The sequence below is a fragment of the Streptomyces echinatus genome, assembly GCF_014203595.1.
GTDB lineage: Bacteria > Actinomycetota > Actinomycetes > Streptomycetales > Streptomycetaceae > Streptomyces > Streptomyces echinatus.
Window position 1 is genome coordinate 66,999 of sequence record NZ_JACHJK010000022.1, and the last position, 20,252, is coordinate 87,250.

21 protein-coding genes and 4 pseudogenes are annotated in these 20,252 nt (G+C 71.5%); 16 read left to right on the top strand and 9 right to left on the bottom strand.

Going from position 1 to position 20,252, the window contains the following annotated elements; genetic code table 11:
- Positions 1-44: 44 nt before the first annotated feature.
- Together FHS34_RS37970 and FHS34_RS37975 are read left to right on the top strand one after the other, a co-directional pair.
- Positions 45-190 (top strand): annotated as a pseudogene (locus FHS34_RS37970) (transposase); the annotation flags it as partial.
- 444 nt (positions 191-634) lie between these two features.
- On the top strand, positions 635-1,360 hold the full coding sequence (locus tag FHS34_RS37975; RefSeq protein WP_225817845.1) for a polysaccharide deacetylase family protein: 726 nt from the start codon (positions 635-637) through the stop codon (positions 1,358-1,360).
- Here the strand turns inward: FHS34_RS37975 and FHS34_RS37980 are convergent.
- Positions 1,357-1,779 (bottom strand): MarR family winged helix-turn-helix transcriptional regulator, encoded by a 423-nt coding sequence (locus tag FHS34_RS37980; protein WP_184974285.1) that lies wholly within the window; start codon positions 1,777-1,779, stop codon positions 1,357-1,359. The genes FHS34_RS37975 and FHS34_RS37980 overlap by 4 nt on opposite strands.
- Before the next feature lie 16 nt (positions 1,780-1,795).
- On the opposite strand from FHS34_RS37980, the gene FHS34_RS37985 reads away from it, so the two are divergent.
- Complete coding sequence (locus FHS34_RS37985) at positions 1,796-2,425, top strand: hemerythrin domain-containing protein (protein ID WP_184974244.1); 630 nt, start codon at positions 1,796-1,798, stop codon at positions 2,423-2,425.
- A gap of 587 nt (positions 2,426-3,012) precedes the next feature.
- Here the strand turns inward: FHS34_RS37985 and FHS34_RS37990 are convergent.
- Entirely contained in the window at positions 3,013-3,441 is a 429-nt protein-coding gene (locus FHS34_RS37990) for a MarR family winged helix-turn-helix transcriptional regulator (RefSeq protein ID WP_372478642.1), read from the bottom strand.
- A 62-nt stretch (positions 3,442-3,503) separates the two neighbouring features.
- Between FHS34_RS37990 and FHS34_RS37995 the strand changes: the two genes are divergently transcribed.
- From FHS34_RS37995 to FHS34_RS43040, 3 genes and pseudogenes are all read left to right on the top strand, one after another.
- Positions 3,504-4,247 (top strand): alpha/beta fold hydrolase, encoded by a 744-nt coding sequence (locus tag FHS34_RS37995; protein ID WP_184974246.1) that lies wholly within the window; start codon positions 3,504-3,506, stop codon positions 4,245-4,247.
- Positions 4,248-4,700: 453 nt separating this feature from the next.
- Positions 4,701-5,357, top strand: a complete 657-nt coding sequence (locus tag FHS34_RS38000) for a hypothetical protein (protein WP_184974249.1) — start codon at positions 4,701-4,703, stop codon at positions 5,355-5,357.
- A gap of 35 nt (positions 5,358-5,392) precedes the next feature.
- A pseudogene (locus tag FHS34_RS43040) lies at positions 5,393-5,639 on the top strand (IS5/IS1182 family transposase); the annotation flags it as partial.
- A gap of 141 nt (positions 5,640-5,780) precedes the next feature.
- On the opposite strand, the gene FHS34_RS38010 reads toward FHS34_RS43040, so the two are convergent.
- Positions 5,781-5,930: a hypothetical protein gene (locus FHS34_RS38010; RefSeq protein ID WP_184974301.1), complete on the bottom strand. Its 150-nt coding sequence runs from the start codon at positions 5,928-5,930 to the stop codon at positions 5,781-5,783.
- A gap of 658 nt (positions 5,931-6,588) precedes the next feature.
- Complete coding sequence (locus FHS34_RS38015) at positions 6,589-8,814, bottom strand: ATP-binding protein (RefSeq protein WP_225817830.1); 2,226 nt, start codon at positions 8,812-8,814, stop codon at positions 6,589-6,591.
- A 292-nt stretch (positions 8,815-9,106) separates the two neighbouring features.
- On the opposite strand from FHS34_RS38015, the gene FHS34_RS38020 reads away from it, so the two are divergent.
- The 4 genes from FHS34_RS38020 to mscL all read left to right on the top strand — a co-directional run bounded on the left by FHS34_RS38020 (position 9,107) and on the right by mscL (position 12,139).
- Positions 9,107-9,814, top strand: coding sequence for a DUF4232 domain-containing protein (locus tag FHS34_RS38020; RefSeq protein ID WP_184974251.1), 708 nt, complete (start codon positions 9,107-9,109; stop codon positions 9,812-9,814).
- 501 nt (positions 9,815-10,315) lie between these two features.
- Positions 10,316-10,564: a hypothetical protein gene (locus FHS34_RS38025; RefSeq protein ID WP_225817828.1), complete on the top strand. Its 249-nt coding sequence runs from the start codon at positions 10,316-10,318 to the stop codon at positions 10,562-10,564.
- A gap of 382 nt (positions 10,565-10,946) precedes the next feature.
- Complete coding sequence (locus tag FHS34_RS38030; RefSeq protein WP_184974255.1) at positions 10,947-11,462, top strand: hypothetical protein; 516 nt, start codon at positions 10,947-10,949, stop codon at positions 11,460-11,462.
- Between the two features lie 233 nt (positions 11,463-11,695).
- Complete coding sequence (gene mscL, locus FHS34_RS38035) at positions 11,696-12,139, top strand: large conductance mechanosensitive channel protein MscL (RefSeq protein WP_184974257.1); 444 nt, start codon at positions 11,696-11,698, stop codon at positions 12,137-12,139.
- A gap of 50 nt (positions 12,140-12,189) precedes the next feature.
- Here the strand turns inward: mscL and FHS34_RS44280 are convergent, their stop codons facing one another.
- Positions 12,190-12,711, bottom strand: a complete 522-nt coding sequence (locus tag FHS34_RS44280; protein ID WP_221509989.1) for a calcium:cation antiporter family protein — start codon at positions 12,709-12,711, stop codon at positions 12,190-12,192.
- Positions 12,711-12,959: an XRE family transcriptional regulator gene (locus FHS34_RS38045; RefSeq protein ID WP_225817826.1), complete on the bottom strand. Its 249-nt coding sequence runs from the start codon at positions 12,957-12,959 to the stop codon at positions 12,711-12,713. Before FHS34_RS38045 ends, FHS34_RS44280 begins: the two co-directional genes overlap by 1 nt.
- Positions 12,960-13,351: 392 nt before the next feature.
- Between FHS34_RS38045 and FHS34_RS38050 the strand changes: the two genes are divergently transcribed.
- From FHS34_RS38050 to FHS34_RS38060, 3 genes and pseudogenes are all read left to right on the top strand, one after another.
- Positions 13,352-14,203: a putative RNA methyltransferase gene (locus FHS34_RS38050; protein ID WP_184974259.1), complete on the top strand. Its 852-nt coding sequence runs from the start codon at positions 13,352-13,354 to the stop codon at positions 14,201-14,203.
- Positions 14,200-14,478, top strand: a pseudogene (locus FHS34_RS38055) (transposase); the annotation flags it as partial. The gene FHS34_RS38050 and the pseudogene FHS34_RS38055, both read left to right, overlap by 4 nt.
- A gap of 33 nt (positions 14,479-14,511) precedes the next feature.
- Positions 14,512-14,931 carry a hypothetical protein gene (locus tag FHS34_RS38060; RefSeq protein WP_184974303.1) on the top strand — a complete coding sequence of 140 codons (420 nt, stop codon included), beginning with the start codon at positions 14,512-14,514 and terminating at the stop codon, positions 14,929-14,931.
- On the opposite strand, the gene FHS34_RS38065 is transcribed toward FHS34_RS38060, so the two are convergent.
- Complete coding sequence (locus FHS34_RS38065; protein WP_184974304.1) at positions 14,904-15,155, bottom strand: hypothetical protein; 252 nt, start codon at positions 15,153-15,155, stop codon at positions 14,904-14,906. The two genes, FHS34_RS38060 and FHS34_RS38065, sit on opposite strands and share 28 nt — an antisense overlap.
- 269 nt (positions 15,156-15,424) lie before the next feature.
- Entirely contained in the window at positions 15,425-15,805 is a 381-nt protein-coding gene (locus tag FHS34_RS43050) for a hypothetical protein (protein WP_225817824.1), read from the bottom strand.
- 69 nt (positions 15,806-15,874) lie between these two features.
- Between FHS34_RS43050 and FHS34_RS38075 the strand changes: the two genes are divergently transcribed.
- Complete coding sequence (locus FHS34_RS38075; protein WP_184974261.1) at positions 15,875-16,021, top strand: hypothetical protein; 147 nt, start codon at positions 15,875-15,877, stop codon at positions 16,019-16,021.
- Between the two features lie 253 nt (positions 16,022-16,274).
- On the opposite strand, the gene FHS34_RS38080 is transcribed toward FHS34_RS38075, so the two are convergent.
- Entirely contained in the window at positions 16,275-16,826 is a 552-nt protein-coding gene (locus FHS34_RS38080; protein ID WP_184974262.1) for a hypothetical protein, read from the bottom strand.
- Between the two features lie 1,110 nt (positions 16,827-17,936).
- Between FHS34_RS38080 and FHS34_RS43055 the strand changes: the two genes are divergently transcribed.
- Both FHS34_RS43055 and FHS34_RS43060 read left to right on the top strand, forming a co-directional pair.
- Complete coding sequence (locus FHS34_RS43055) at positions 17,937-18,320, top strand: ATP-binding protein (protein WP_245002565.1); 384 nt, start codon at positions 17,937-17,939, stop codon at positions 18,318-18,320.
- A gap of 227 nt (positions 18,321-18,547) precedes the next feature.
- Positions 18,548-20,154: pseudogene (locus tag FHS34_RS43060) on the top strand (transposase).
- Positions 20,155-20,252: the final 98 nt, after the last annotated feature.

The following is a 20,252-nucleotide window of genomic DNA, read 5'->3' on the forward strand; positions in this document are numbered from 1 at the left end:
CCGCCGCCGTCACCCGCTCCGACCTTGATGGAACAGCCACAGGAGTGCGAACGACGACGGGGCCGCATCTGTCTCCTCCGGGGAGCCGAGGCGGCCGGTGGAACGATCACCGCACCCCGATCAACGGAATCCTGTTCCAGATCCGCACCGGTGTCCCGTGGCGTGACCTCCAGAACGCCACGGCTCTTGGTAAACCGTCCACGAACGGCACCGGCGTTGGTCGGCGGACGGCACGGTCACAGGCCCGGCGTCGGCCCCCACCCTGAGGACGCTTCACCTCGGCCGGCGGCACCACACGCCGGAACAGCACCCGCACGGCCTGCTCGCCGACGTCGTGCCGCTCGGCCGCCGCTTCGGTCCCGCTGGTCTGCCGGTCAACTCCGCCTGCCCGCGATGCCAACGCTGCCGTGGTGGGGGCATCCCGTGCCCGGCCCCTCAACGCAGACAGCAGCACGCACACGGCCTCGTCCAACGTGAAGGAGGCCGCAGCGGTCGGTATTGGCTTCAGGCGCTCAAGGGCGGCCCCCGGACGGCCGATGGCGGTGGCATGGAGACACGTCCTGTCACGCGTCGTGCTGTGTCCTGCCGCATGCTCGGGGCGGCCGCCGGGCTGCTCGCTGTCCCCTGGGCGGTGGTGCCCGGCCGCCGGGCCGGAGCGGCCACTTCCGACACCTGTCGCCTGGCGGGGGAGGGGGAAGAAGCATGCCTGCGTGTGTTGTTCGGATCCGAGAACCGAGTGTTCCGCGCAGACGAGCGGGTGGCAGCGGTGACGTTCAACGCGGCCTGGAACGACGCGGGCCTCGACGTCATCCTGGGGGAGCTCGCCCGCCGGCACACGCCTGCCACGTTCTTCCTGACCGGCGACTTCGCCGACCGGTACCCCGAGGTGGTGAGGCGGGTCGCGGCTGCGGGGCATGGGCTGGGCAACCACTCCTACAGTCACCCCTACTTCGAGGATCTGACCGCGGACGGCAGGCGCCGTGAGGTCCAGGCGGCGGACCGGGCTCTGCGTGCGGCCGGCGCGGGCGGAGCACTGACCCCGTTCTTCCGCTTTCCCTACAGCGAGACCAGTCCAGCCCAGATCAGGGAGGTCAACGAGCTGGGCTTCGCTGACATCGAGTTCACCACCGACACCAACGGGTGGATGGGCACCGAGGGCGGCATGAGCGTGGACCGCGCGGTGCGCAGGGCGCTGGATGCCCTGTGCCCAGGGGCGATCGTGCAGATGCACGTCGGTACGACCGAGGGCCAGAGCGAGGTGATCGACGCCAAGGCGCTGCCACGGATCCTCGGCGCGATCGCCGCCCGCGGCTACCGTGTCATCGACCTTCGCACCCTCCTCGCTGGGGTGTCTCTCTAGCGCTTGCCTGCTTCGCCTTCGTGGCGGTCGAGTTCGGACAGCAGGCGCCGCAGCGATGTCCTGGTGGTGTGGATCTCCTCGTCGGGGATGGCCGCGAAGAGGGTGCGGTGCAGTTGTTCGGCTCTGGCGGTGACGCGGGCGAGTGACTCCCTGCCGCGGGGCGTGAGGGTGAGGAGGGGGGAGCCGCGGTGGTCCGGGTTGGACTCGTAGGTGGCGAGGCGCTGGGCGACGAGGTCGTTGGCGACACGCTGAACGTTCTGACGGCTGACGCCGAGCCGCCGCGCGGCCTGGGGCACGGTGAGCGGGTCCTCTGAGGCTGCGCTGAGGACCTGCCATCGGGCCTGGGTGAGGCCTTCCGCGGCGGCGGTCTGCTCGCCGAGCCGGCGCAGGGCGCCGGCTGCCTCGAAGACGTCGGCAATCTACCGGAACGTGCATATGGGACAGCGTGCGCGGCTGTTCGCCCTCGCCACCGAACTCGGCACCGCGGACATCACCCACAGCGGCGCCGCCACCGAGCAGGCGCAACGCTGCCTGGCCATGACCCAGGAACTGCGCGAGCACGCCGACCACGAGGACACCTTCATCCACCAGCTCCTGCGGGAGCGGGCCCCCGAAGCGGCCGACGCTCTGGACGCCGAGCACATACGCCTCGACGCCGCCTTCACCACCCTCGACGAGCGGGCACGATCGCTGCCCGACACCCCCGCCGAGGACCTGCTGGAGGCCCAGCATGCGCGCGCCTACCTCGCACACCTTCACCTCGAGGAGACGGTCGCCATGCCGGCGCTGTGGCAGCACGCCGCAGACACCGAGCTGGGCGCCGTCCTCACTGCCTTTCGTGCCTCCCGCACCCCCGAGGAGGCTCTTATCGACCTTCGCCGGATGCTCCCCGCACTGCCGCCCGCAGTGCGGGCAGTGATCGCACGGGCGGTCGTCGAGGCGGCACCGGGCCAGGAGGCCGGCCTCCTGGCCGAGGCCACCACCACCCTCAGTCCCAGCCAGCGCCAGCGGCTGTACGACGACCTTGGCGTGCCGGAGACCTGGGCCCTCCAGACCCAGCCCTGACATGCCCACGGGTGCGGTCCCTCCAGTCCCACCAGCGCCGACACCTGGCGCGCGCTCGGCCACGCACGGGTCCCTGTCAGTTCGCCGGAGTAGGCGGGAGAGGGCCGGCGAGCACGCACCGGGCCCGTGCCGGGCAGCGACACCGCGGAGCTCACGGCCCAGTTCTCCGCCGGCAGGGGGGAGCGCCGCCGGGCCTCGGCTTTGCCCGCCGGTGCGGGCGGTATGCCGCTTGGACCGGCCAGCGGCCAGGCATGTGCGTACGGTCGGGGTACGGCTTATGTACGGCTCTGGTGCGGTGCGGGGGTCGGTCGAGGGTGCGGCGCGTATGGGGGGCGCGGACGCCATGGCAGGGGCAGGGGGCGCGGACGCCATGGCAGGGGCGCCGCAGCGCTAGATCCCGCTAGATCCCGCCCGGTCCCGGCCCGCCCCCGATGGGCGAGTCCTGGTACGCCGGGAGCCGCACGGCCTCCCACAGCGCTGGCGGGCGACGGCATCAGGGGACGAGGAGCTGGGAGGGTCCTGGCCGCCGTCCGCCGAGGGCAGCCGGTGCCCGTGCCGTGCCGCCGGTACGTCAAGCAGCTCCTCGCTCATCCCGTCGGCTCGTTCAGGCGTTGGAGCAGTTTCAGCAGCGTCCTCCGCTCCCCCTCCTCCAGCCCGGCGAAGCACTCCGCCAGCACCCGGTCCGCCACCTCGTGCCCGGCCGCGAGCACTCGCTCCCCGGCTTCCGTCAGGTGGTGCTCGATGCGGCGGCCGCGGCCCGGGCGCCGGTCGACCAGGCCTTGAGACGTGAGCCGACCCGCCAGCGTGCCGAAGGCCTGTTCGGTCTGGAAGGTGGCCGCGGCCAGCTCGCGGGCCGATGCACCCGGCGTCAGGCTGATCGCGCGGAGTGCGTCCCACTGGGCGAGCGTGGTGCCGACCTCGGTCAACGCGCCGTCGAGCGACCGGTGTTGGCGGTACTGGGTCTGCTTCACCGCCCGGCCGAGAATGTGGAGCTGAACGTGCAGGTCATCGCGCATGGGCCAAGCCTACCCCGCAGACTAAGCTAGCTTATATAAAGATGTTTAGTTACTGTGGCGCCATGACTACCGACATCAAGCCCTCAGACCACGCCCGCCGACCCGTCCTCGTCCTGCACGGCGGCGGAGGCCCCGCCACCGTCGCAGGGCTGGCCCAGCACTTCTCCTCGGCCGAGGCGCCCACCCTCGCCCCCGTCCACCCCGGCTGGGACGGCACGCCGCGTCCCGACTGGTGCACGGGCATCGACGACCTCGCCCTCACCTACCTGCACCTCCTGGAGGACAGCGACCTGACCGACGTGGTGGTCGTGGGCTCCTCCCTCGGGGGATGGGTCGCCGCCGAGATGGCCGTACGGGACAACGCCCGGCGCATCGGCCGGCTCGTGCTGATCGACGCCGTCGGCATCGACGTCCCATCCGAGCCGATCACCGACTTCTTCGCGCTCGACCCGCGCGCCGCCGCCGAACACTCCTGGCACGAGCCCGACCGCTTCTACGCCGACCCCGCCACCCTCCCCGCCGAGGAACTCGCGCGCCGCCAGGGGAACATGGCCACCATGCGCCTGCTCGCCGGCGACCCGTACATGCACGATCCCAAGCTGATGCGACGCCTGGGGCGGGTACGGCAGCCCGCGCTGCTCGTGTGGGGGGAGAGCGACCGGATCGTCACGCCGGAGTACGGGGCGGCGTACGCGAAGGTCTTCGGGAACGGACGCCTGGAGGTCGTGCCCGAGGCAGGTCACCTCCCGCACATCGAGCAGCCGGACGCCACCTTCGCCCTGATCGACGCCTGGCTGCGGGCCTAGACGGCGTTGGTCGTGGCGGTCACCTTCCTGGTGGCCTCGGCACCGCTGTACGTCGGTGGCTACCACGGTTGCGCTCTTGTCGGAGCAGTCATCGCCGTGTGCCTCTGGCAGCGCCGGGACCGGCCTCCTTGCAGAGGGGCCGATCCGGCCACCACCACACGGCCCCGTCTGCCTCTCTTGGTGCACGGTCCCGGCGGGGTATGGTCCGCATCCCCTGGCCCGCACCGCCCCCCGCCGCGAAGCTGGCCGCCTGGCACCGCACGCTCGACGGACCGCCCTCGCCGCCGGGCTGCGCGCGCTGCGCCTGACCCTCAGCTCCTACTGCGCCCTCTGCCCGCCGGCACCGCGGCGGCCGCCGACCGCGCCGAGGTCTTGGCGCTGCCGGAGAAACTGCACGCCCCATCGGCCAGTTGGGGTTGAGGCGCTCTTGCCGACCGGTTCTACGCTGGATGCATGGCCACCGATCCCTTACTCAGACATGGCCCCGACTCGACGGATCTGGTCCTGCGCGGCGGCTCGCCGGCCGGGCCGGCGCGGATCGCGCTGAGTTCGGCGGGACCGGCGCTGTTCACTCCGCTCGCCCTGGTCGTGCCGACCCTGCTCGTCGCCTTCTGGATGGCGTTGGCCGGGGCGCGGGCGTCGACCGTCTTCGTGGTGGTGGGGGTGATCGTCGGGCTGGAGTACCTGCTCGGTTGGTCGGCGGTGGCCTTTTCCCGAGCCCGCCGCATCCTGCGGGTGGAGTTCGCGCCCGCCGGGGTGCCCGCGTCCCTGCGGTTGGTCCGGACTGCCGGGCCGGACGACTGGCTGCCCGTCGACACCCTGCGCGAGGTGCGGCTGACGCACGAGGTGGTGGAGCCGTACGAGGGGGACCGCAAGCCGGCCGTCTCCACGCTCGTGCTGGAACTCGTCCTGCGGGGCGGCCGGGAGCGGCTCGTCCAGCTCCCGTTCGGCGGCGACCCGCAGCGGCTCGCCGACGCGCTGGAGGCCCTGCTCGGTCCGGCCGGGGTCGTGGTGGAGCTGCGCTCCGAGCACAGCACGCGCCCTCGGCCGCTGTCCAACTCCAACTGGACCTCCGGTGGTTCGGCTTCAGTCGGCTCGGCCGGCGGCTGACCCCAGGCTGTCCGTGGCGCTCCCCGGCCGAGGAGCGGCGCGGGATCCGGGCAGTGATCCCGCAGCCCGTCGACCAGGCCGCGAACCCGCAAGCGGCGCGGCCGGCTCGGTGGCCGTCCGCCGGCCTTCGACCCCGAGGCCTACAAACACCGCAACACCGTCGAGCGGTGCATCAACAGGCTCAAGCAGTGGCGCGGCCCAGCCACTCGCTACGACAAGAGCGCCACCATCTACCTCGCCGGACTCCACATCGCTGCCATCTTCATCTGGTCAGCAAGATGATCCGAAAGAAACTGCCCAGGTGAACCGGATGATGAGCAACCACTTCACCACGACGCAGTGCGCGGACATGGCGTCCGACGCCGCACCCCCGAGCACCTTTGGCTGGGCCGGCATCCGGCGCGGTGGGCCAGGGCAGGGCTGTCAGCGTTTGACGCGGTTGCGGACGGCGAGGACGGCCAGGCCCATCAGGACGGGTTCGGTCAGGCGGGAGACGTCGGGCCGCTGGGGCGCGGCTTCGGTGGCGGGTTGTCGTGCCGTTCGGTCGGGGCGGCGGCGTGGGTCGGGCCGCACGCGCCTCACCCGTCGGCAGCGTCAGGCGCTGGCGCGCACCGCGTGCTCTGGCTTCATCGCCGGCGCCACCCGTGCCTCGTCACGTGGCTCCATGGCCGCTCTGCCCGTCCGCCGTCCGGTCGCCGGTTGTCGCCCGCCGTCTGGTGCTGCCGCCGCCCGCCCGGTCGTCGGCAGCCGCCGTGCTGTCGTGCCGCCGTCCCGCTGCCGGGCCGTGGTCCCGCCGCCTGCCGGCGGCCACCCGCCCGTGCTCCGGCCGTCCGCCGCTGCGGGCCGCTGTGCGCCGCCGTGCCGCTGTGGGCTGGCTGGCAGGCGGCCGTGGTCCCGCTGCCGCGGGCCGTCCGCCGCCGCTCGGCCTCTGCTGCCCTGGGTCCGTCTCGTGCTGCTGCCTTGTCGGCGCCGTCGCGCTCTGCCCGGCCGCGGCCCGGTCGCCGGTTGTCGCTCGCCGTCTGGTGCCCGTCGACTTCTACGGCCTTACCCAGATCCGCATGACCGCCCAGCCGAGGGTGAAGAACCCGCTGGGGTCCTCCCCGCCGGCGCGGGAGTGCCGCGGGCCTCGGCCCGATGATCTTCACTGCCAGGATCATCACGTTGGTGCGTCGCCCGGCCTCAGGGCCGCCCGAAAGGTGCGAACTCGTGCGGTGCGGGGGTGCGTCAGGGTTCAGGTGGGTGTGGTGAGTCGTGTGAGTGCCGCGTCGTACCGTGCCTGAACTTCTGGGTTCGCCGATGCCCGCAGGAGGGCGGTGAGTGCCCGTAGCGCGCCGTCGTCGTAGCCGGCCGATTCCGCTTCCCGGGCGGCGAGGTCGAGCTGGGTGATGCCCTCGGCCTGTTTTCCGAGTCCGAGCAGTGCTTCTCCCTTGATGACGAGCAGCAGGATGTGGGGGATGTCGGTTGTCCCGGGTCGGCGCTCGAAGGCCAGGGCGTGGGTCGCAGTGGCGAGGGCTTGGTGCCAGTGTCCGGCGTCGGCCTGATGGCGGGCGAGGTGCTGTGTGGCGAGGCGTTCCATCCTGCGGTCGCCGATCTGGCGGGCCAGGTCGGCCGCGCGTTCGCAGCAATGGGCGGCCTCTTCGAGGCCGCCCAGGGAAGCTTGGGCCATGGCCAGCACGATCAGGGCGTTGGCCTCGGCGAACGCGTCGCCGGCGCGGGCGGCGAGTGCGGACGCGGCCTCGAGGTGGACGAGTGCTTCCGGGGTGCGGTCTTCCTCGGTCAGGACCCAGCCGAGGATGTTGAGCACCCGGGCCTCGCCGTGCTCGTCGGCGTCGGCGCGCGTGGCCGTGAGGGCGGTCTGCAGGAGCGGGGCCCAGCCGTCGCGCACGCGCCACACGATCAGCGGCCACATCGTCATGACGATGCGCCAGGTCCTGTCGTGCAGTTGGGCGGCGTCGGCCGCGGCGACCGCTTGGGTGAGGTTGTCGCGCTCGGCGGCGTACCAGGCCACGGCGGCGGAGCGATCGTCGAACCTTCGCACCGCAGCGGGCGGGAGAAAGTCGGACGGGAGCGGGAAGCAGTCCTCAGAGCCGGGTTCGGCCGCCGCCACGGCCCCGGTGGCCGTGGCGATGTAGTGGTCGAGAACGCGCTTGAGGGCGTCGGGGTGGGCGTCCAGGCCGCGGGCGTAGAGCCGCACGAGGTCGTGCATCGCCCACCGGCCGGGCGCCGTTTCGGTGAGCAGGTGCGCGGCCGTCAGATGCTCCAGGGCGCTCTCGACGGCCGCCGGATCCGTGCCCGCCAGGGCGGCCGCCGCGTACCGGTCGACGTGTGTGCCCGGGTGACGGCCGAGATGGGCGAACACCCCGGAGATGTGCGCCGGAAGCTGCTGCAGTGTCAGGTGCAGTGCGGCGCGGACACCGGTGTCCTCCAGGTCGAGCAGGCTCAGGCGGCGTGTTCGGTCTGACAGTTCGGCGGCCATCGAGTCCAGTGACCAGTCGGGCCGGCCGGCGAGGCGGGCGGCCACCACCCGCAGGGCCAGCGGCAGCCCGCCGCACAGCTCGGCCAGGCGGAGCGCGGCCGCCGGCTCGGCGTGCACCCGGTGCGTGCCGAGGACCCGGGCCAGGAGAGCGGTGCCGTCCGGGGGAGCGAGGACGTCGACGGCGACGGGCCGGGCGGAGTCGCTGACGATCAGCCCTGGCAGCCGGTGCCTGCTGGTGACGACGGTGACGCAGCGGTCACCGCCAGGCAGGAGCGGCCTGACCTGTTCGGAGTCGCGGGCGTTGTCGAGGACGACCAGCAGCCGGCGGTCGGCGGCCAACGACCGAAACAGTGCGGCCGCGCCGTTCTCCGACTCCGGTATCCGCTCAAGCGGCACGCCCAAGGCCGCCAAGAACTCGCGCAGCACCTCGACGGCGGCCGGCTCGCCCATGTCGCTGAAGCCGCGCAGGTCGGCATAGAGGCGCCCGTCGGTGAGTCCGGCGGGGTCGCCGTGGGCCCAGCGCAGGACCAGGGCGGTCTTCCCCACCCCGGCGGGCCCGACGACCAAGCAGACCGGGGCCTCGCCCGCGGTGGCCCGGGCCAGGGCTGCGAGCTCCGACGCCCGGCCGTGGAAGCCGCGCGGTGCGCGCGGCAGCAGGTCAGGTGCACGCGTGGTCATGGCGGCCGCCGGCTCGGCGGCGGACAGCCGGTCGGCGTCCGCCGACCGGCAGGGGCGGGGCCGGCCAAGGCTCGCGGCCTCCTCCAGCTCGCCGGCCCCAGCCGCATCCAGGCCCAGCGCCTCCGCCAGCGCCCGCACCGTACGACGCTGGGGGCCCCGGGTCCGCCCGCGCTCCATGTCGGCCAGTGCCCGCACGCTCACCCCGGCCTCGTGGGACAGCGCCTCCTGGCTCAGTCCGGCGTTCACCCGCAAGGCCCGCAACCGCTGCCCGAAGTTCCGGCCCGACAACGTGCCGTCGTGCACCGTGGATTTCCCCGATCGTCCCGCTCGTCCGGCTGAGAGCCCCCGGCAGAAGTATCGCCGACCGTACTTCTGCCGGGGGAACCGCCTGGGCGAGGACAACCGGAAGTGGTCGACTGAAGGCCGACACGGAGTGCCTGTTCACGGGCCTGCGCGGGTCCGGCCGTCCCGGCGGACGCAACCGCGGGGCACAGGGCGCACGGGCCGGGATCCCCTCCGTCGTCGACCGACCGGCATCACCATCCGGGCCGGCGGCACCGCGCCGCGGCCCGCACCACACACGGGGGGCCTCTCCATGAACACGCTGCACCGCTCCACGCTGCTCGCCGTCGCGGGCACGGCTCTCGCCCTGTCGCTCACCGCCTGCCAGAGCGACTCCGGCAGCACGTCCTCGTCCCGGCCGGCCACCTCGGCCACGGTGGCGTCGTCCCCGGCGGCCGGCGCGACGACGGCCGCCAAGGACACGGTCGCCTCCGAGAGGCCCGGGCCGGCCGCCTCCGCGCGCTCGGCGGGGGCGAAGGGCTCCACCGGTGCCTCCTCGACCGGCGCCACCGGCTCCACCGGTGGACGCGGGACGGCCTCCACTCCGCTCTGCACCGCGCGGGACGTCCGCGTCACCGCCGCCACGCAGGACGGCCCGCCCTACACCCACATCGTCCTCACGGCGCGCAACACCTCCGGGCACTCCTGCCGGCTGACGGGCTTCCCGCACATCCAGTTCCTGGAGAGCCACAAGCAGGACGTCCCGGCCGTCGCCAAGAGCAAGCCGGTCACGCCGGTCGTGCTCACGGCCGGGGCCCCGGCCTACGCCCTGGTGAAGCTGTCGGACGGCGGGGCCGACGAGGACAACGAGCCCGTGTCGGCGTTCTCCGTGCAGGTGGAGGGCGACTCCACGGTCATCGCCGTCACCGCGCCCGGCAGCGGCGGCATCGCCGTCGACCCGGCCAAGGCCCTCACCGGCTACTGGACCCCGGAACTCCGCAACGGCGCGGACGACTTCTGAGTCCCGTCGGCCGAACCGGCGCAGGAGTCCTGGCTCGCACCCGCGCCGGTGCGCCCGCGGCCGACGGTCCGCGGGCGGCCGCCGTGACCGCCCCGAGCCACCGGCCGCCGTGTCCGAGCCGAGCCACCGGCCGGGCATTCGGCGCATGCGAGGAAGCCAACGGTCCGCCGGTGTCCGCCCCGCTCCACCGGGTCGGTGACCGGCCCGGACCCGGGGCCTCGCACCCTCGACGCCATGCCGAGGGCTGGGCGACGCCAGAGGCGTACTCCGAGCCGTCGAGCAGGCGAACGCCGATTAAGGGAGCCGGCAACCACCACGTCGACGTCGGCCTGTCGCCGGTGCTGCTCCGGCGAACCAGCCGTCCTCGAACCGCGGCTCGGACCCGTGCGAGGCTGCTCTCAGACTCAGGTATGGGCGCCGGCCATCGCCCCGGACGTCCTCGACTTCGGCACGCTTCAGGCCGCGGTGGCCCGGCACGCCGACAAGGTGATGGACCGGCCCGTGTACGCGCAGATCCACCACCGTGCGGCCGCGCTCATGCACCAGCTGATCCGCGTGCCGGCGCTGGAGTACGCCAACGAACTCTTCGGCGCGATTGTCGCGGCCGCGTATCTGTCGGCGTCCGGCGCGATGGTGACGGTGGATCACAAGCAGGCCGCGGACCTGGCAGAGCGGATCGCACGGGACGGGCTTGATGTGCGGGAAGTCGCGGACGAAATCAAGGGATGGACCTCCCGGCCGCAAGGCTGAGACGTACCTACGGAACTTGCCATGGCGGCAGATGGAGTGCTCCCGGTCGCGGGGATGGGTTCCTACCGTGCCGTCGGCCCCAACATGAACGGCCGCTGCTCCCCGCGCCCGCGGGGATGGTCCCCAGACCGTCACGCAGTCCACCAGTACCCAGACGTGCTCCCCGCGCCCGCGGGGATGGTTCCGAAGTGGGCCCGTTGGCGCAGTCGGCCAGAGGATTTCTGCGCCGCCGCGGCTGCTGGTCCGCGGGTTGCAGGGTGTGGGTGTGCGGCCGACCGGCTGCACACCAGCACAATGCTCCTCGCTGGCCTGTGGTTTCCACGGCGGGGTGCCCCGAGCGCTGGAACGGGTAACCGTCGGCTGTTCGGGCACACGAGACGTCATGCACGGACTACATGCGCGTCCCACCAGCAGCAGTCTCACCGGCCAGGTCTCCACAGCTGAGACCTCGCCGCCCGGTCACGACGGCGCCAAGCACTCACGCCGAGGCCGGCGCACCGGCCGCCTGCGGCGCCGCGTCCTCGCTTACCGGGCAATCGATTTCCTGTCCACGCACATCCCGGACGACCCCGGCCCGGGCGACGAATGCCTGCTCCTCGTGCACACCCGCCAGGTCGTCGGCCAGGTCCGGTACCGGATCTGCACTGACTGCGCCCAGGGTCTCATCACCGCTGTCGTCATCGACGAGCGCTTCCACAGCACCGGCCTGGGCACCCGTGCGCTGTCGCATCTGCGGTCCCGCCACCCGGGACTGAACTGGCGCAGCACGCTGCGCAAGCGCACCACCCGTGATCTCCTGCGCCGGATGCGTATTCCCACAACCACTTCTGCCACGCCCTGCCCCCACGCTCACCAGGCACTCCCTGCCCCGGCCGGCCCGATACCCGCCAGCGGCTGACCTCAACGCCGGCGGAACAGCGCACCTGCCAGCTCAGCGGCGCAGCGCACCTGCCGGCGCAGTAGGCCATGGACGGTTAGCCGTCGTCGCGCCACTCGGCGAACCGCTACATCACCGCGCCGCGCGGCGGCGCCGGCATGGGTGAGAGGTGGCAGGGCATCCGAGGTGAAGGGTGGGCTGACCGCGCTCTCGGTGCCGCCCGTCGACGTCAAGAGCCTCTTAGGAGTGAGAAGGTGAAGGGCTTCCGCAGCTTCATCCTGCGCGGCAACGTGGTCGACCTGGCCGTCGGCATCGTCATCGGGGCAGCGTTCACCGCGGTGGTGAACGGCTTCGTCAGCGCCTTCCTGACACCACTCGTCGGGCTGGCCACCGGCGCGACCGGCGACATGAGCCGCAAGACCTTCACGGTAGGCGCCACCACGTTCCCCTACGGCGCCTTCGTCAACGCGGCGATCAGCTTCCTCCTCCTCGCCAGCGCCCTGTACTTCCTGGTCGTGCTCCCGATCAACAAGCTCCACGAACGCCTCGCCCCGCACCAAGACGTCCAGGCCCCCAAACGGGACTGCCCCGAATGCCTCAGCCCCGTACCCGCCCAGGCCCGACGCTGCGCCTCCTGCACCGTCTCCCTGCCCGCCGTACCCGCTCAGGCCGGGGAGACAACCCAGCGCGCCGGGTGACCCCGGCCTCCATGGCCCGGCCTGGGTTGCCGGGCCCGTCGCGGGCACGTTCAGGCTGGCTGTCGGGCGCGTCGCCGCCCTCTCGCCAGGGCAGGCCGCGACCGGCTCGGTTGAGCAGCATCAGCCAGATCGCGGCGATCGCCAGGGAGGCGGGGGCCAGGCGGGCGGCGTGCAGACCGGGTGAGAGCTGGGTGCCCATCACGACGACGGCCAGGACGACCACGACGAGCGTGCCCTCCAGGACGAGTTGGAGGTTGGCAGCCAGGCGGGGTCAACGGGGCACGTGGCCGTACACCGGCCGCGTCCAGGATCGCCAGGACGACGGTCTGGATGGCGATGCCGCCGAGGATGTTGCCGACGGCGACATCGAGCTGGCCGGCCAGGGCGGCGCTGACGGTGATGGCGATCTCCGGGAGGTTGGTGGCGATCGCCAGGAGTATCAGCCCGCCCAGCGCGCTGCCCAGGTGAAGGCGCTCGGCGAGCACGTCCGTGTTGTCGGACAGCTTGATACCCGCGTACCAGATGACGGCCGCGGCACGGTACCTGTCGGCCTTCGCGCCTGGCTGGTGCATCACACTAGGTGACCCGCGTGGGCTACGGTTCGACGGTCCTGGCTCGCCGCCAGCACGTCCGGAAGCGGCAGAGAAAGCGCCTGGGCCAGTTCCGCGAGCTCTTCGGCCGTCGGGCGGATCGGTCCGACGGCTCCGTCTTCGACGAACGCTTTGATGCGAGGGACACGGATGCCGGTCGCATAGGCGAGCGCCTCGGCACTCAGGCGCTGGCCCCGCATGGCGTCTGCGAGTAACTCGGTCAGGTCCACTGGTCAACCTCCTTCAGCCGGCATGGCCACGGTGTACCCCGGATGTGCCCGCGCCTTCTACTTGGCTGGGCACACGTGTCCCGTATGCCCGGCCTGTGCCGTGGCATGAGCGAGCAATGGCTGCGCGTCTAGGTCGTGTCTCCCAACTTGGGCGGGGCATCAGGGGCTTCGTCGATTCTCGTAGACTCATGACGTGGCATTCATGAGCACCCCGCACTGCTGCTTCCTGTGATCGGAAGGCGCTGAGGGCGATGCCGGACGGCGTCGCCCTCCTTGGTGTGCCTGCTGCGTGAACCACGTTCCCAACGCTGCCCGCTCCTTCCTGAGGCAGTGACACTCTGCGCGCGCGTGCAGGCACGGACTCTTCCCTTCACCCTTGCCAGGAGTGCCTTGTGCCCGTGTCGCTTCCCCCTGCCCTTGAGCTGTCCCTCGACCTGCTGCGTTGCCCAACGTGCCGCACGCGCCCCCTGCACCCAGACCGCGGCGCACTGCGCTGCCCGGTGGGCCACACCTTCGACATCGCCCGCCACGGCTACGCCAGCCTGCTGACGGGCACCCGCGCCACCAGCGGCGACGACGCGGCCATGGTCCAGGCCCGGGCTCGGTTCCTTTCCGCCGGCACCTACGCGCCCATCCGCGAAGTCGGGGCTCGCCTGGCGGCCGACGCCGTGTCTGAGCAGGCCACAGTTGTGGACGCAGGGTGCGGCACGGGCTACTACCTGGCCGGCGTACTCGACCAGCTGTCCGGCGCCCGCGGTCTGGGCCTGGACACATCAGTACGCGCACTTCGCTCGGCAGCCCGAGCCCACGAGCGAGGCGCCGCGGTGGCCTGGGACGTCTTCCGTCCCCTCCCACTGGTAGATGGGGCGGCTGATGCCGTGCTGAACGTGTTCGCCCCGCGCAACCCGGCCGAGTTCCACCGCGTGCTGCGCCCGACCGGTCGGTTGATCGTGGTCCGTCCCACCGGGCGGCACCTGGCGGAGCTGCGCGGCCGGTTGCCTGCGATGGTCACGATCGACCCAGCCAAGGAACATCGCCTGCACCGGGCGCTGGACCCCTTCTTCGAGGCATCCGTCACCGAACAGGTGGAGTACCCCGCGACCCTGTCCAGGCTGGATGCCCTGGACCTGGTAGCGATGACGCCGAGCGCACGTCACGTGAGCCGCGCAGACCTGAATGATGGCCGCTTCCTGCCAGATCAGGTCACCGTCTCCGTGCTGGCCACCGCCTACCAGCCTCGGTGACCACGAGCGGGCGCATGCGCCTGCTGACCGACGAGCAGTGGGCGCGCCTGGCGCCCTGTCTTCCCCGCAACGCAGGGGAGACAGGGCGCCCGTTCGCCGACCACCGTCGCATCATCGAAGGGATCATCTACCGGTACCACACCGGAATCCCCTGGAGGGATCTACCCCGCGAAGAGTTCGGTCCCTGGCAGACGGTATGGAAGCGTCATCGCAGGTGGGCGGCTGACGGCACCTGGGACACGGTTCTGGCGCAACTGACCGCCCAGGCGGATGCCCTCCGCCGTCGCCCCCTTCGGCGGTGACCAGTGATGCTCACGCTCCTCGTCGGCCTCGCGTTCGGCGGGGCCGCGGTCTACGCGGCCTACCGAGACCAGAAGCTGGGGGCAGCCATAGTCGTCGGCCTCACCGTGGTGACCGTCTTCTTCCTCCTGATGGAGAAGAACCCATCATCGGCCACACCACAGACGGTGGCCCCGTCGACACCCGTGACGACGCCGACGCCCCCCGCGCAGTCGAGACCCCCGTTCCGTAGGAGGCCCTGTCCATGCGCGTGCCCGTTCCACGGGCACGCGCGGCAGCCGTGGCTCGTGCAGCCCGCGGCGATCGGCGACATCGTCACCCGGGCCGGGCAACGCGCGGAGATCGAGATCTGCTTCACCGGCCATCCGCGTCGGCCGCTCCGTCTGCGAGCGGTGACGGGCTACTCGGTCGGATCCTCCTCGGCGTGACACACCGTTGTCTTCACAAGCTGCTCCAGCTCGTATCGGTTGGCCCCGGTCTCGTCGGCGTGGGCGGTGATCGCGGCCTGCACCGCCTCTGTCGCTTCACGACAGCGGCGCCACTGCACGTCGTAGTCCTCACCGGGAGAGGCCCGCCAACCGCGGCCGATGTCTCCTGCAGCGCCGCCCAGTACAGCATCCTGTGCTGAGGTGAGCGTGAAGGCCGTCACCAACGCTGCGACTGAGCGAGACGACCGCATCCGCCAAGCCATCGCCGAAGCGTCCCCTTGGCGAGACGCTGCTGAAGACGCTCGAACGCCAACCGGCCGGCCTTCCACAGGAGCAGCTCGCCGTCGACCCCGGTCCCTCGGGAAGTTGTGCGAGTGCGGCCGCCCGGTTCTCGGGGAACGTTGCCGTCATGTCCGTGCTCTGCCGGGAGCGCAGCAGCACCTGCCTGTCCGCGTGTACGGCGAGCTGGACACGGTAGCTGTCCCCTTGGCTCTCAGGCCGCCAGGGCCTCGCGCAGTGCGCGTGCATCGGTCTCCTGGTGATGGTGAGCGGGGGTGCGGTGGTACAGGTCGAGCGCGCGGCGGCGGACGAGTCCGCAGCGGTAGGCCGCCGGGAGGTCGGACAGGACGGCGACGGTGCGCTGGCACGCTTCCTGCGTGTGGCCGTCGTGGTGGACGCAGGAGGCCGCGTCGATGGCCAGCAGGGCACGGGTCATGGTGCTGGTCGGCGCGGACAGCTCCCGTGCCCGCTGCTGGCTCTCCGGACCCGTCGGGTGTCGCCGAGCGCGGTGAGCGCGTGGACAGGGGGCCGTGGTGCTCTGCTCGCCGTGGGTGAGCCAGGTGGCGGCCCGCGCGCCGGCGTCGAGGTGCTCCATGTACCTGTCGGCGTCCGCGAGCGCGTTGACGGGCCTGGTCGGGTTGCTGGGAGGGCGTAGGGGCGGGCGGTGACGGCGGCCGCCAGCGTCGCCGCGGCGGTCGGCTGTGGCCCGGCGATCTGGCGGGCCTCGTCCTTGGACTGTGTGGACGAGATGCTCCGTCCGATCGCTCGGCTCGCCGAGGACATCGAACGGATCCTGCGCACCCGCGTCTAGGCCAACCTGCACGCCTCCTGGAAGGCGACCGAGGGGTTCGGCGTCCACTCTCGCAGGACGCCCGAGATAAGGTCCGCGAACTCTTCCAGGAGGTACGTCCAGCCCGCTGAACGGCAGCGGATGGCGGCGGCCCGACTGGCGCGGCGTACGGCGCACAAGACCGGGGCGTGGATCGGACTTTAAAATGCTCGAAAGGCGGCACAAACCCACTGTGAAGCGCCACGCGTTTCTCATCCAGCGACCACCGCTTACGTCAATGCAAAGGATAGCCTCCGATGGGACGACTATCCGCGGGAATCAGACCTGAGTCCGGGAGATCGTGCGTGACCACCCCACCTCCAGGCCGCGTCAATACATTTACCGCATAACTGAAGTTATAAATCGTACTTCTCAGAAGGCCGATTTCTGCAGTAAGGATCAGACACTGAGGCGCCCCCTCAATGCCGGTCAAGTGCTGGTGCTCAAGGGCTACAGACGCCGTGTCGACGGCGAAGATGTTTGCCTCCTCCTCCGCCTCAGCAACGGCTCCAAGGGCCGCCATGACGGTGGTATTGACGATCGCCCCGTTCTGTTTCGAACCCACAGGCACATCTGGGTAAAACCTTACAGATTTACCCGTTTCGACTGGAAGATAAGCCTTGAGTCGATTATGCTCTAGAATAGATCCACCTTCCATCATTACGCCAATCCACCCTGTATAAGTTTCGAGCCGGAGCGGGTTCCTTCCGTCGCCTACTTCGTCGACCCAGGCGACCATGTAGCCAGTGGACCTAACCATGTTGAATGGGATGCCGTAAGTAGCCATGAAAAACCTTCGTGGCGCAGGTACGAGGTCACTGAATTATGGGCAGCGATCACGTGTTGTTGCGATCCGTGATAGTCCGAAAGTGGCGAAGGTGTTACAGGTGGACGCGCTCCTGGCCGCTCACCACCCCGGTCTCGACCCAAATGGTGCCTGCGCGGGTGCGATGTGTCGGGTTGGTGTCGGTGGGTGGGTGTCAGTGACGGCACGTCAGGACTGGGTGTCTTCGCTGGTGGGGTGCTGAGGAGGGGCGTGGTCACTGTCGTGGGGCGGTTTTTTGTAGCGGTGTGGCTGTCATGGGGCGGTACACCCCACTCCGCTCCACTGTCTTGAGAACGGAGCTTCTGATCCTTCCGGGGGCTGCGCGGCGGCACGGTGGTCGGTGACGGTCTTGCGCGGGTGGAAGGGTTCTGGGGTGGGGGAGCCGGGCGCGTGGGGTGAGGTTACGGCGGGGCTGAAGGTGTCCAGGCCGGTGCTGGTTGCGCGGCTGCTGGAGCTCGATGCGGCCGGGGCGCTGACGACGGCGCACGTGCGTGCGGGCGCCCAGGTCGGCGGGGTGAATGCGCGCACGGTGCGGCGCTGGTTGGAGGCTGCGCGGACGGAGGGCCGCATGGAGCCGAGGCCGCGGGCCCGGCTGGAGCTGTCCGACCAGGCGTGGGAGGTGCTGGCTCAGGCGGGCGGGAACGTTGCGGCGCTGCACCGGCATCTGAAGGCGGCCGGGGGCGAGGTGCCCGCTGGCGTCGTTGCACCGGGTGGTGCGCCGGGACCTTCAGGCCGGCAGGGTCCTGCCGGACCGTGCGGTGGTGCGGCGGGAGCGGGATCAGCAGCAAACGCGGCAGGCACTGGCTGACCTCGCCCTGGCCGGACCGAGTGAGGCAGGCGCGGCGAAAGTGGCTGCGCGCCGGCTGCCGCGTCTCGCACCAGAGGCGAGCAGCGGCTTGCCGGTGGGGGAGAGCGGCGCGCTGGCGGGTGTGGCGTTGCCGGCGGGCGCGCAGCTGGTGCGGACGTCGTCGGTGCGGGCGGTGGCCGAGGCGGTCGGGCAGGCGATGGCGACGCAGGGTGCGGTGTGTGTGTTCGGCGACCCCGGGCCGGGGCAAGACCGCGGCCGTGCGGATGGCGCTTGGCGAAGTGCCCCCGGGCTGGAAGGTGACGTGGGTGCCGGTACCGGTGCGCCCGTCGGTGGCCGGCATGCGGCGTGCGGTATTCGACGCGCTGGCGCTGGCGGGCCGCTTCCCGCACACGTCGGCGCTGGCCGACGCCGCGGTCACGGGGGCCTTGAGTGAGGCGCGGGTGCTGGTGGTCGATGAGGCACAGCGCCTGCCTGTGCCGTGCCTGGAGTACCTGCAGAGCCTGTGGGACCACCCCGGCACCCGGATCACGCTGGTGCTGTGCGGCCCCGGACCTGACGTGGATCGACCGGTCGTGCGCGCACGGCACGTTCCGCACGTGGGCCGCTTTGACCGCGCACCTGCAGAACGCGCTGCTCACCACCGCTGACGCAGTCGTCGACCGGGCTTTGCTGAGGCGGCTGTTCCAGCGGGTCGCGCCGCCGCTGTGACCGGAGCGCTCCTGCAAGAGACGGGAGGGCGATCGCATGCTCCCGGCCAGCGGCAAGCACACGACGTCCCATCCGCGTGAGGGGAGCTGACATGAAGGACGGCGGCGCCATCCGCCCGGACGGCGGACTGCCTGCGGCGTCGAGGACGGCGCTGCGTGGGCCGGCTGTGCGGCGGCTGCTCGCACTGCGGGCAGCCAAGAAGCTGACAGCAGGCCATGTGCGGTTGGCCGCGGACGCGCTGGGGTGTCGGAGCGCACGGTGTGGCGGTGGCTGGCCGCCGCTCAGAGCGATGAGAGAGCGGCCGCCGACCCCGGCGCACGCTCCCGGGTCGATGCAAGGTTCACCGTCACGCCCGAGGTCCGTGGACTGTTGGCGCTGTGGAAGGGGAACGTGCGGGCGGTTCACCGCGAACTGGTCCTGCGTGCTGTCAGGCAGTCTCCGCCTGCAGACGCATCGTCGCTGACGACGCTGCACCGGGCGATCCGTCGTGATCTGAGCCCGGGGGAGCGGGCCGGTCTTGCGGGTGGGGAGCGGGCGGCGCGTAAGCATGATGTGTTCCTGGCCCGGCCGCGCCCCTGGCGTAACCAGGTGTGGGAGACCGACCACATGCAGGCCCCGGTGCTGGTCGATGTCGACGGCCATGCTCGCAGGCCGTGGATCACCTGGTTCACCGACTGCGCGACGAACGCGATCACCGGCGTCGCGGTCACGCCGGTGCGTCCGTCGCGGGAGTCGGTGCTGGCCGCCCTGCGCTCCGCGGTCCTGCGCGATGAGCCTTACGGCCCGTTCGGCGGTTTGCCGGAGAGGGTGCGGGTGGATCGCGGCAAGGACTTCTTGTCCCGGACGGTGACCGCCGCTTTCGATCTCCTGGATGTGACGGTGGAGGACCTGCCCGCCTATACCCCGCACCTCAAGGGCACGGTGGAGGGGCTGAACCGGGCGGTGGAGGGCATGTTCCTGGCCGCGTTGCCCGGCTACGCCCGTCAGCCGCGCCCCGGCAGACGCCCTTCCCGGCCGAAGGACGAGGTGCTGCTCGGCTTTGAGGACTTCACCGCCCGGCTGCTGGACTGGACACAGTGGTGGAACACCGAGCACCGTCCCGAACCGCTGCGTGGAAAGACTCCGCTTCAGGCGTGGCAGGAGGACCCCACTCCACTGCGGGACGTGCCGGCCGCGGATCTGTGGACGTTCACCCTGGAGGACGCCGGTATCCGCACGCTGACCACCCGCGGCGTCCGCTTCCGCAGACGCGACTACGTGGGCGCGTGGATGACCGGACAGGCCGGGATCCGGGTCCGTATCCGTTTCATGCCCCACCACGACCACCGCATCGAGGTCTACCACGCGGCCACCGGCCGTTACCTGGGGCCGGCGGATCTGGCCGATCAGGCCACCGAGGAACAGGTCAGCGCGGTACGGCGGGCACGGGCCGCCCGCAGCCGCCGTCTGAAGAAGGACCTCAAAGCTTCCCAGCGACAGCGCTACGCCGCTGCCACCCGGGCCGAGCCTCCTCGGCAGCTCGGCGCGCTGACCGGTGCACAGGCCGACGCCGAACTCGCCCAGAGTGCCGACGCTGGCCTGTCGCAGCTCGCGCTGCCCGACGTCGTCCCGCCCGCCGCACCCCCGGCCGACTGGCGCACCCCAGCTTCCCTGGCTGCGCTGACCACGCCGGCCCGGTCTGCCCCGTGCCCGTCCGGCCGCGACTCCACCGCTACGGCCCCGGACGGACGGGCCGCACGTCCCACCACAAAAGAAGACGGAGACCCCTCGTGACTGCGGCCACCTACCAGTACGTCGACCTGCCCGACGCGTCCGTGGTCACCACCCGGGCTCTGCTCACTGCCCGGGACAACATCGCCGACACGGTCGCT

Excerpts from the sequence above, each read along its gene's own strand:
- FHS34_RS37985 (WP_184974244.1), top strand. The coding sequence starts at position 1,796 with ATGGGACAGCGTGCGCGGCTGTTCGCCCTCGCCACCGAACTCGGCACC.
- FHS34_RS37990 (WP_372478642.1), bottom strand. The coding sequence starts at position 3,441 with ATGCGCGATGACCTGCACGTTCAGCTCCACATTCTCGGCCGGGCGGTG.
- FHS34_RS37995 (WP_184974246.1), top strand. The coding sequence starts at position 3,504 with ATGACTACCGACATCAAGCCCTCAGACCACGCCCGCCGACCCGTCCTC.
- FHS34_RS38000 (WP_184974249.1), top strand. The coding sequence starts at position 4,701 with ATGGCCACCGATCCCTTACTCAGACATGGCCCCGACTCGACGGATCTG.
- FHS34_RS38020 (WP_184974251.1), top strand. The coding sequence starts at position 9,107 with ATGAACACGCTGCACCGCTCCACGCTGCTCGCCGTCGCGGGCACGGCT.
- FHS34_RS38030 (WP_184974255.1), top strand. The coding sequence starts at position 10,947 with ATGCACGGACTACATGCGCGTCCCACCAGCAGCAGTCTCACCGGCCAG.
- FHS34_RS44280 (WP_221509989.1), bottom strand. The coding sequence starts at position 12,711 with ATGCACCAGCCAGGCGCGAAGGCCGACAGGTACCGTGCCGCGGCCGTC.
- FHS34_RS38060 (WP_184974303.1), top strand. The coding sequence starts at position 14,512 with ATGCTCACGCTCCTCGTCGGCCTCGCGTTCGGCGGGGCCGCGGTCTAC.
- FHS34_RS43050 (WP_225817824.1), bottom strand. The coding sequence starts at position 15,805 with ATGGAGCACCTCGACGCCGGCGCGCGGGCCGCCACCTGGCTCACCCAC.
- FHS34_RS38080 (WP_184974262.1), bottom strand. The coding sequence starts at position 16,826 with ATGGCTACTTACGGCATCCCATTCAACATGGTTAGGTCCACTGGCTAC.
- FHS34_RS43055 (WP_245002565.1), top strand. The coding sequence starts at position 17,937 with ATGGCGCTTGGCGAAGTGCCCCCGGGCTGGAAGGTGACGTGGGTGCCG.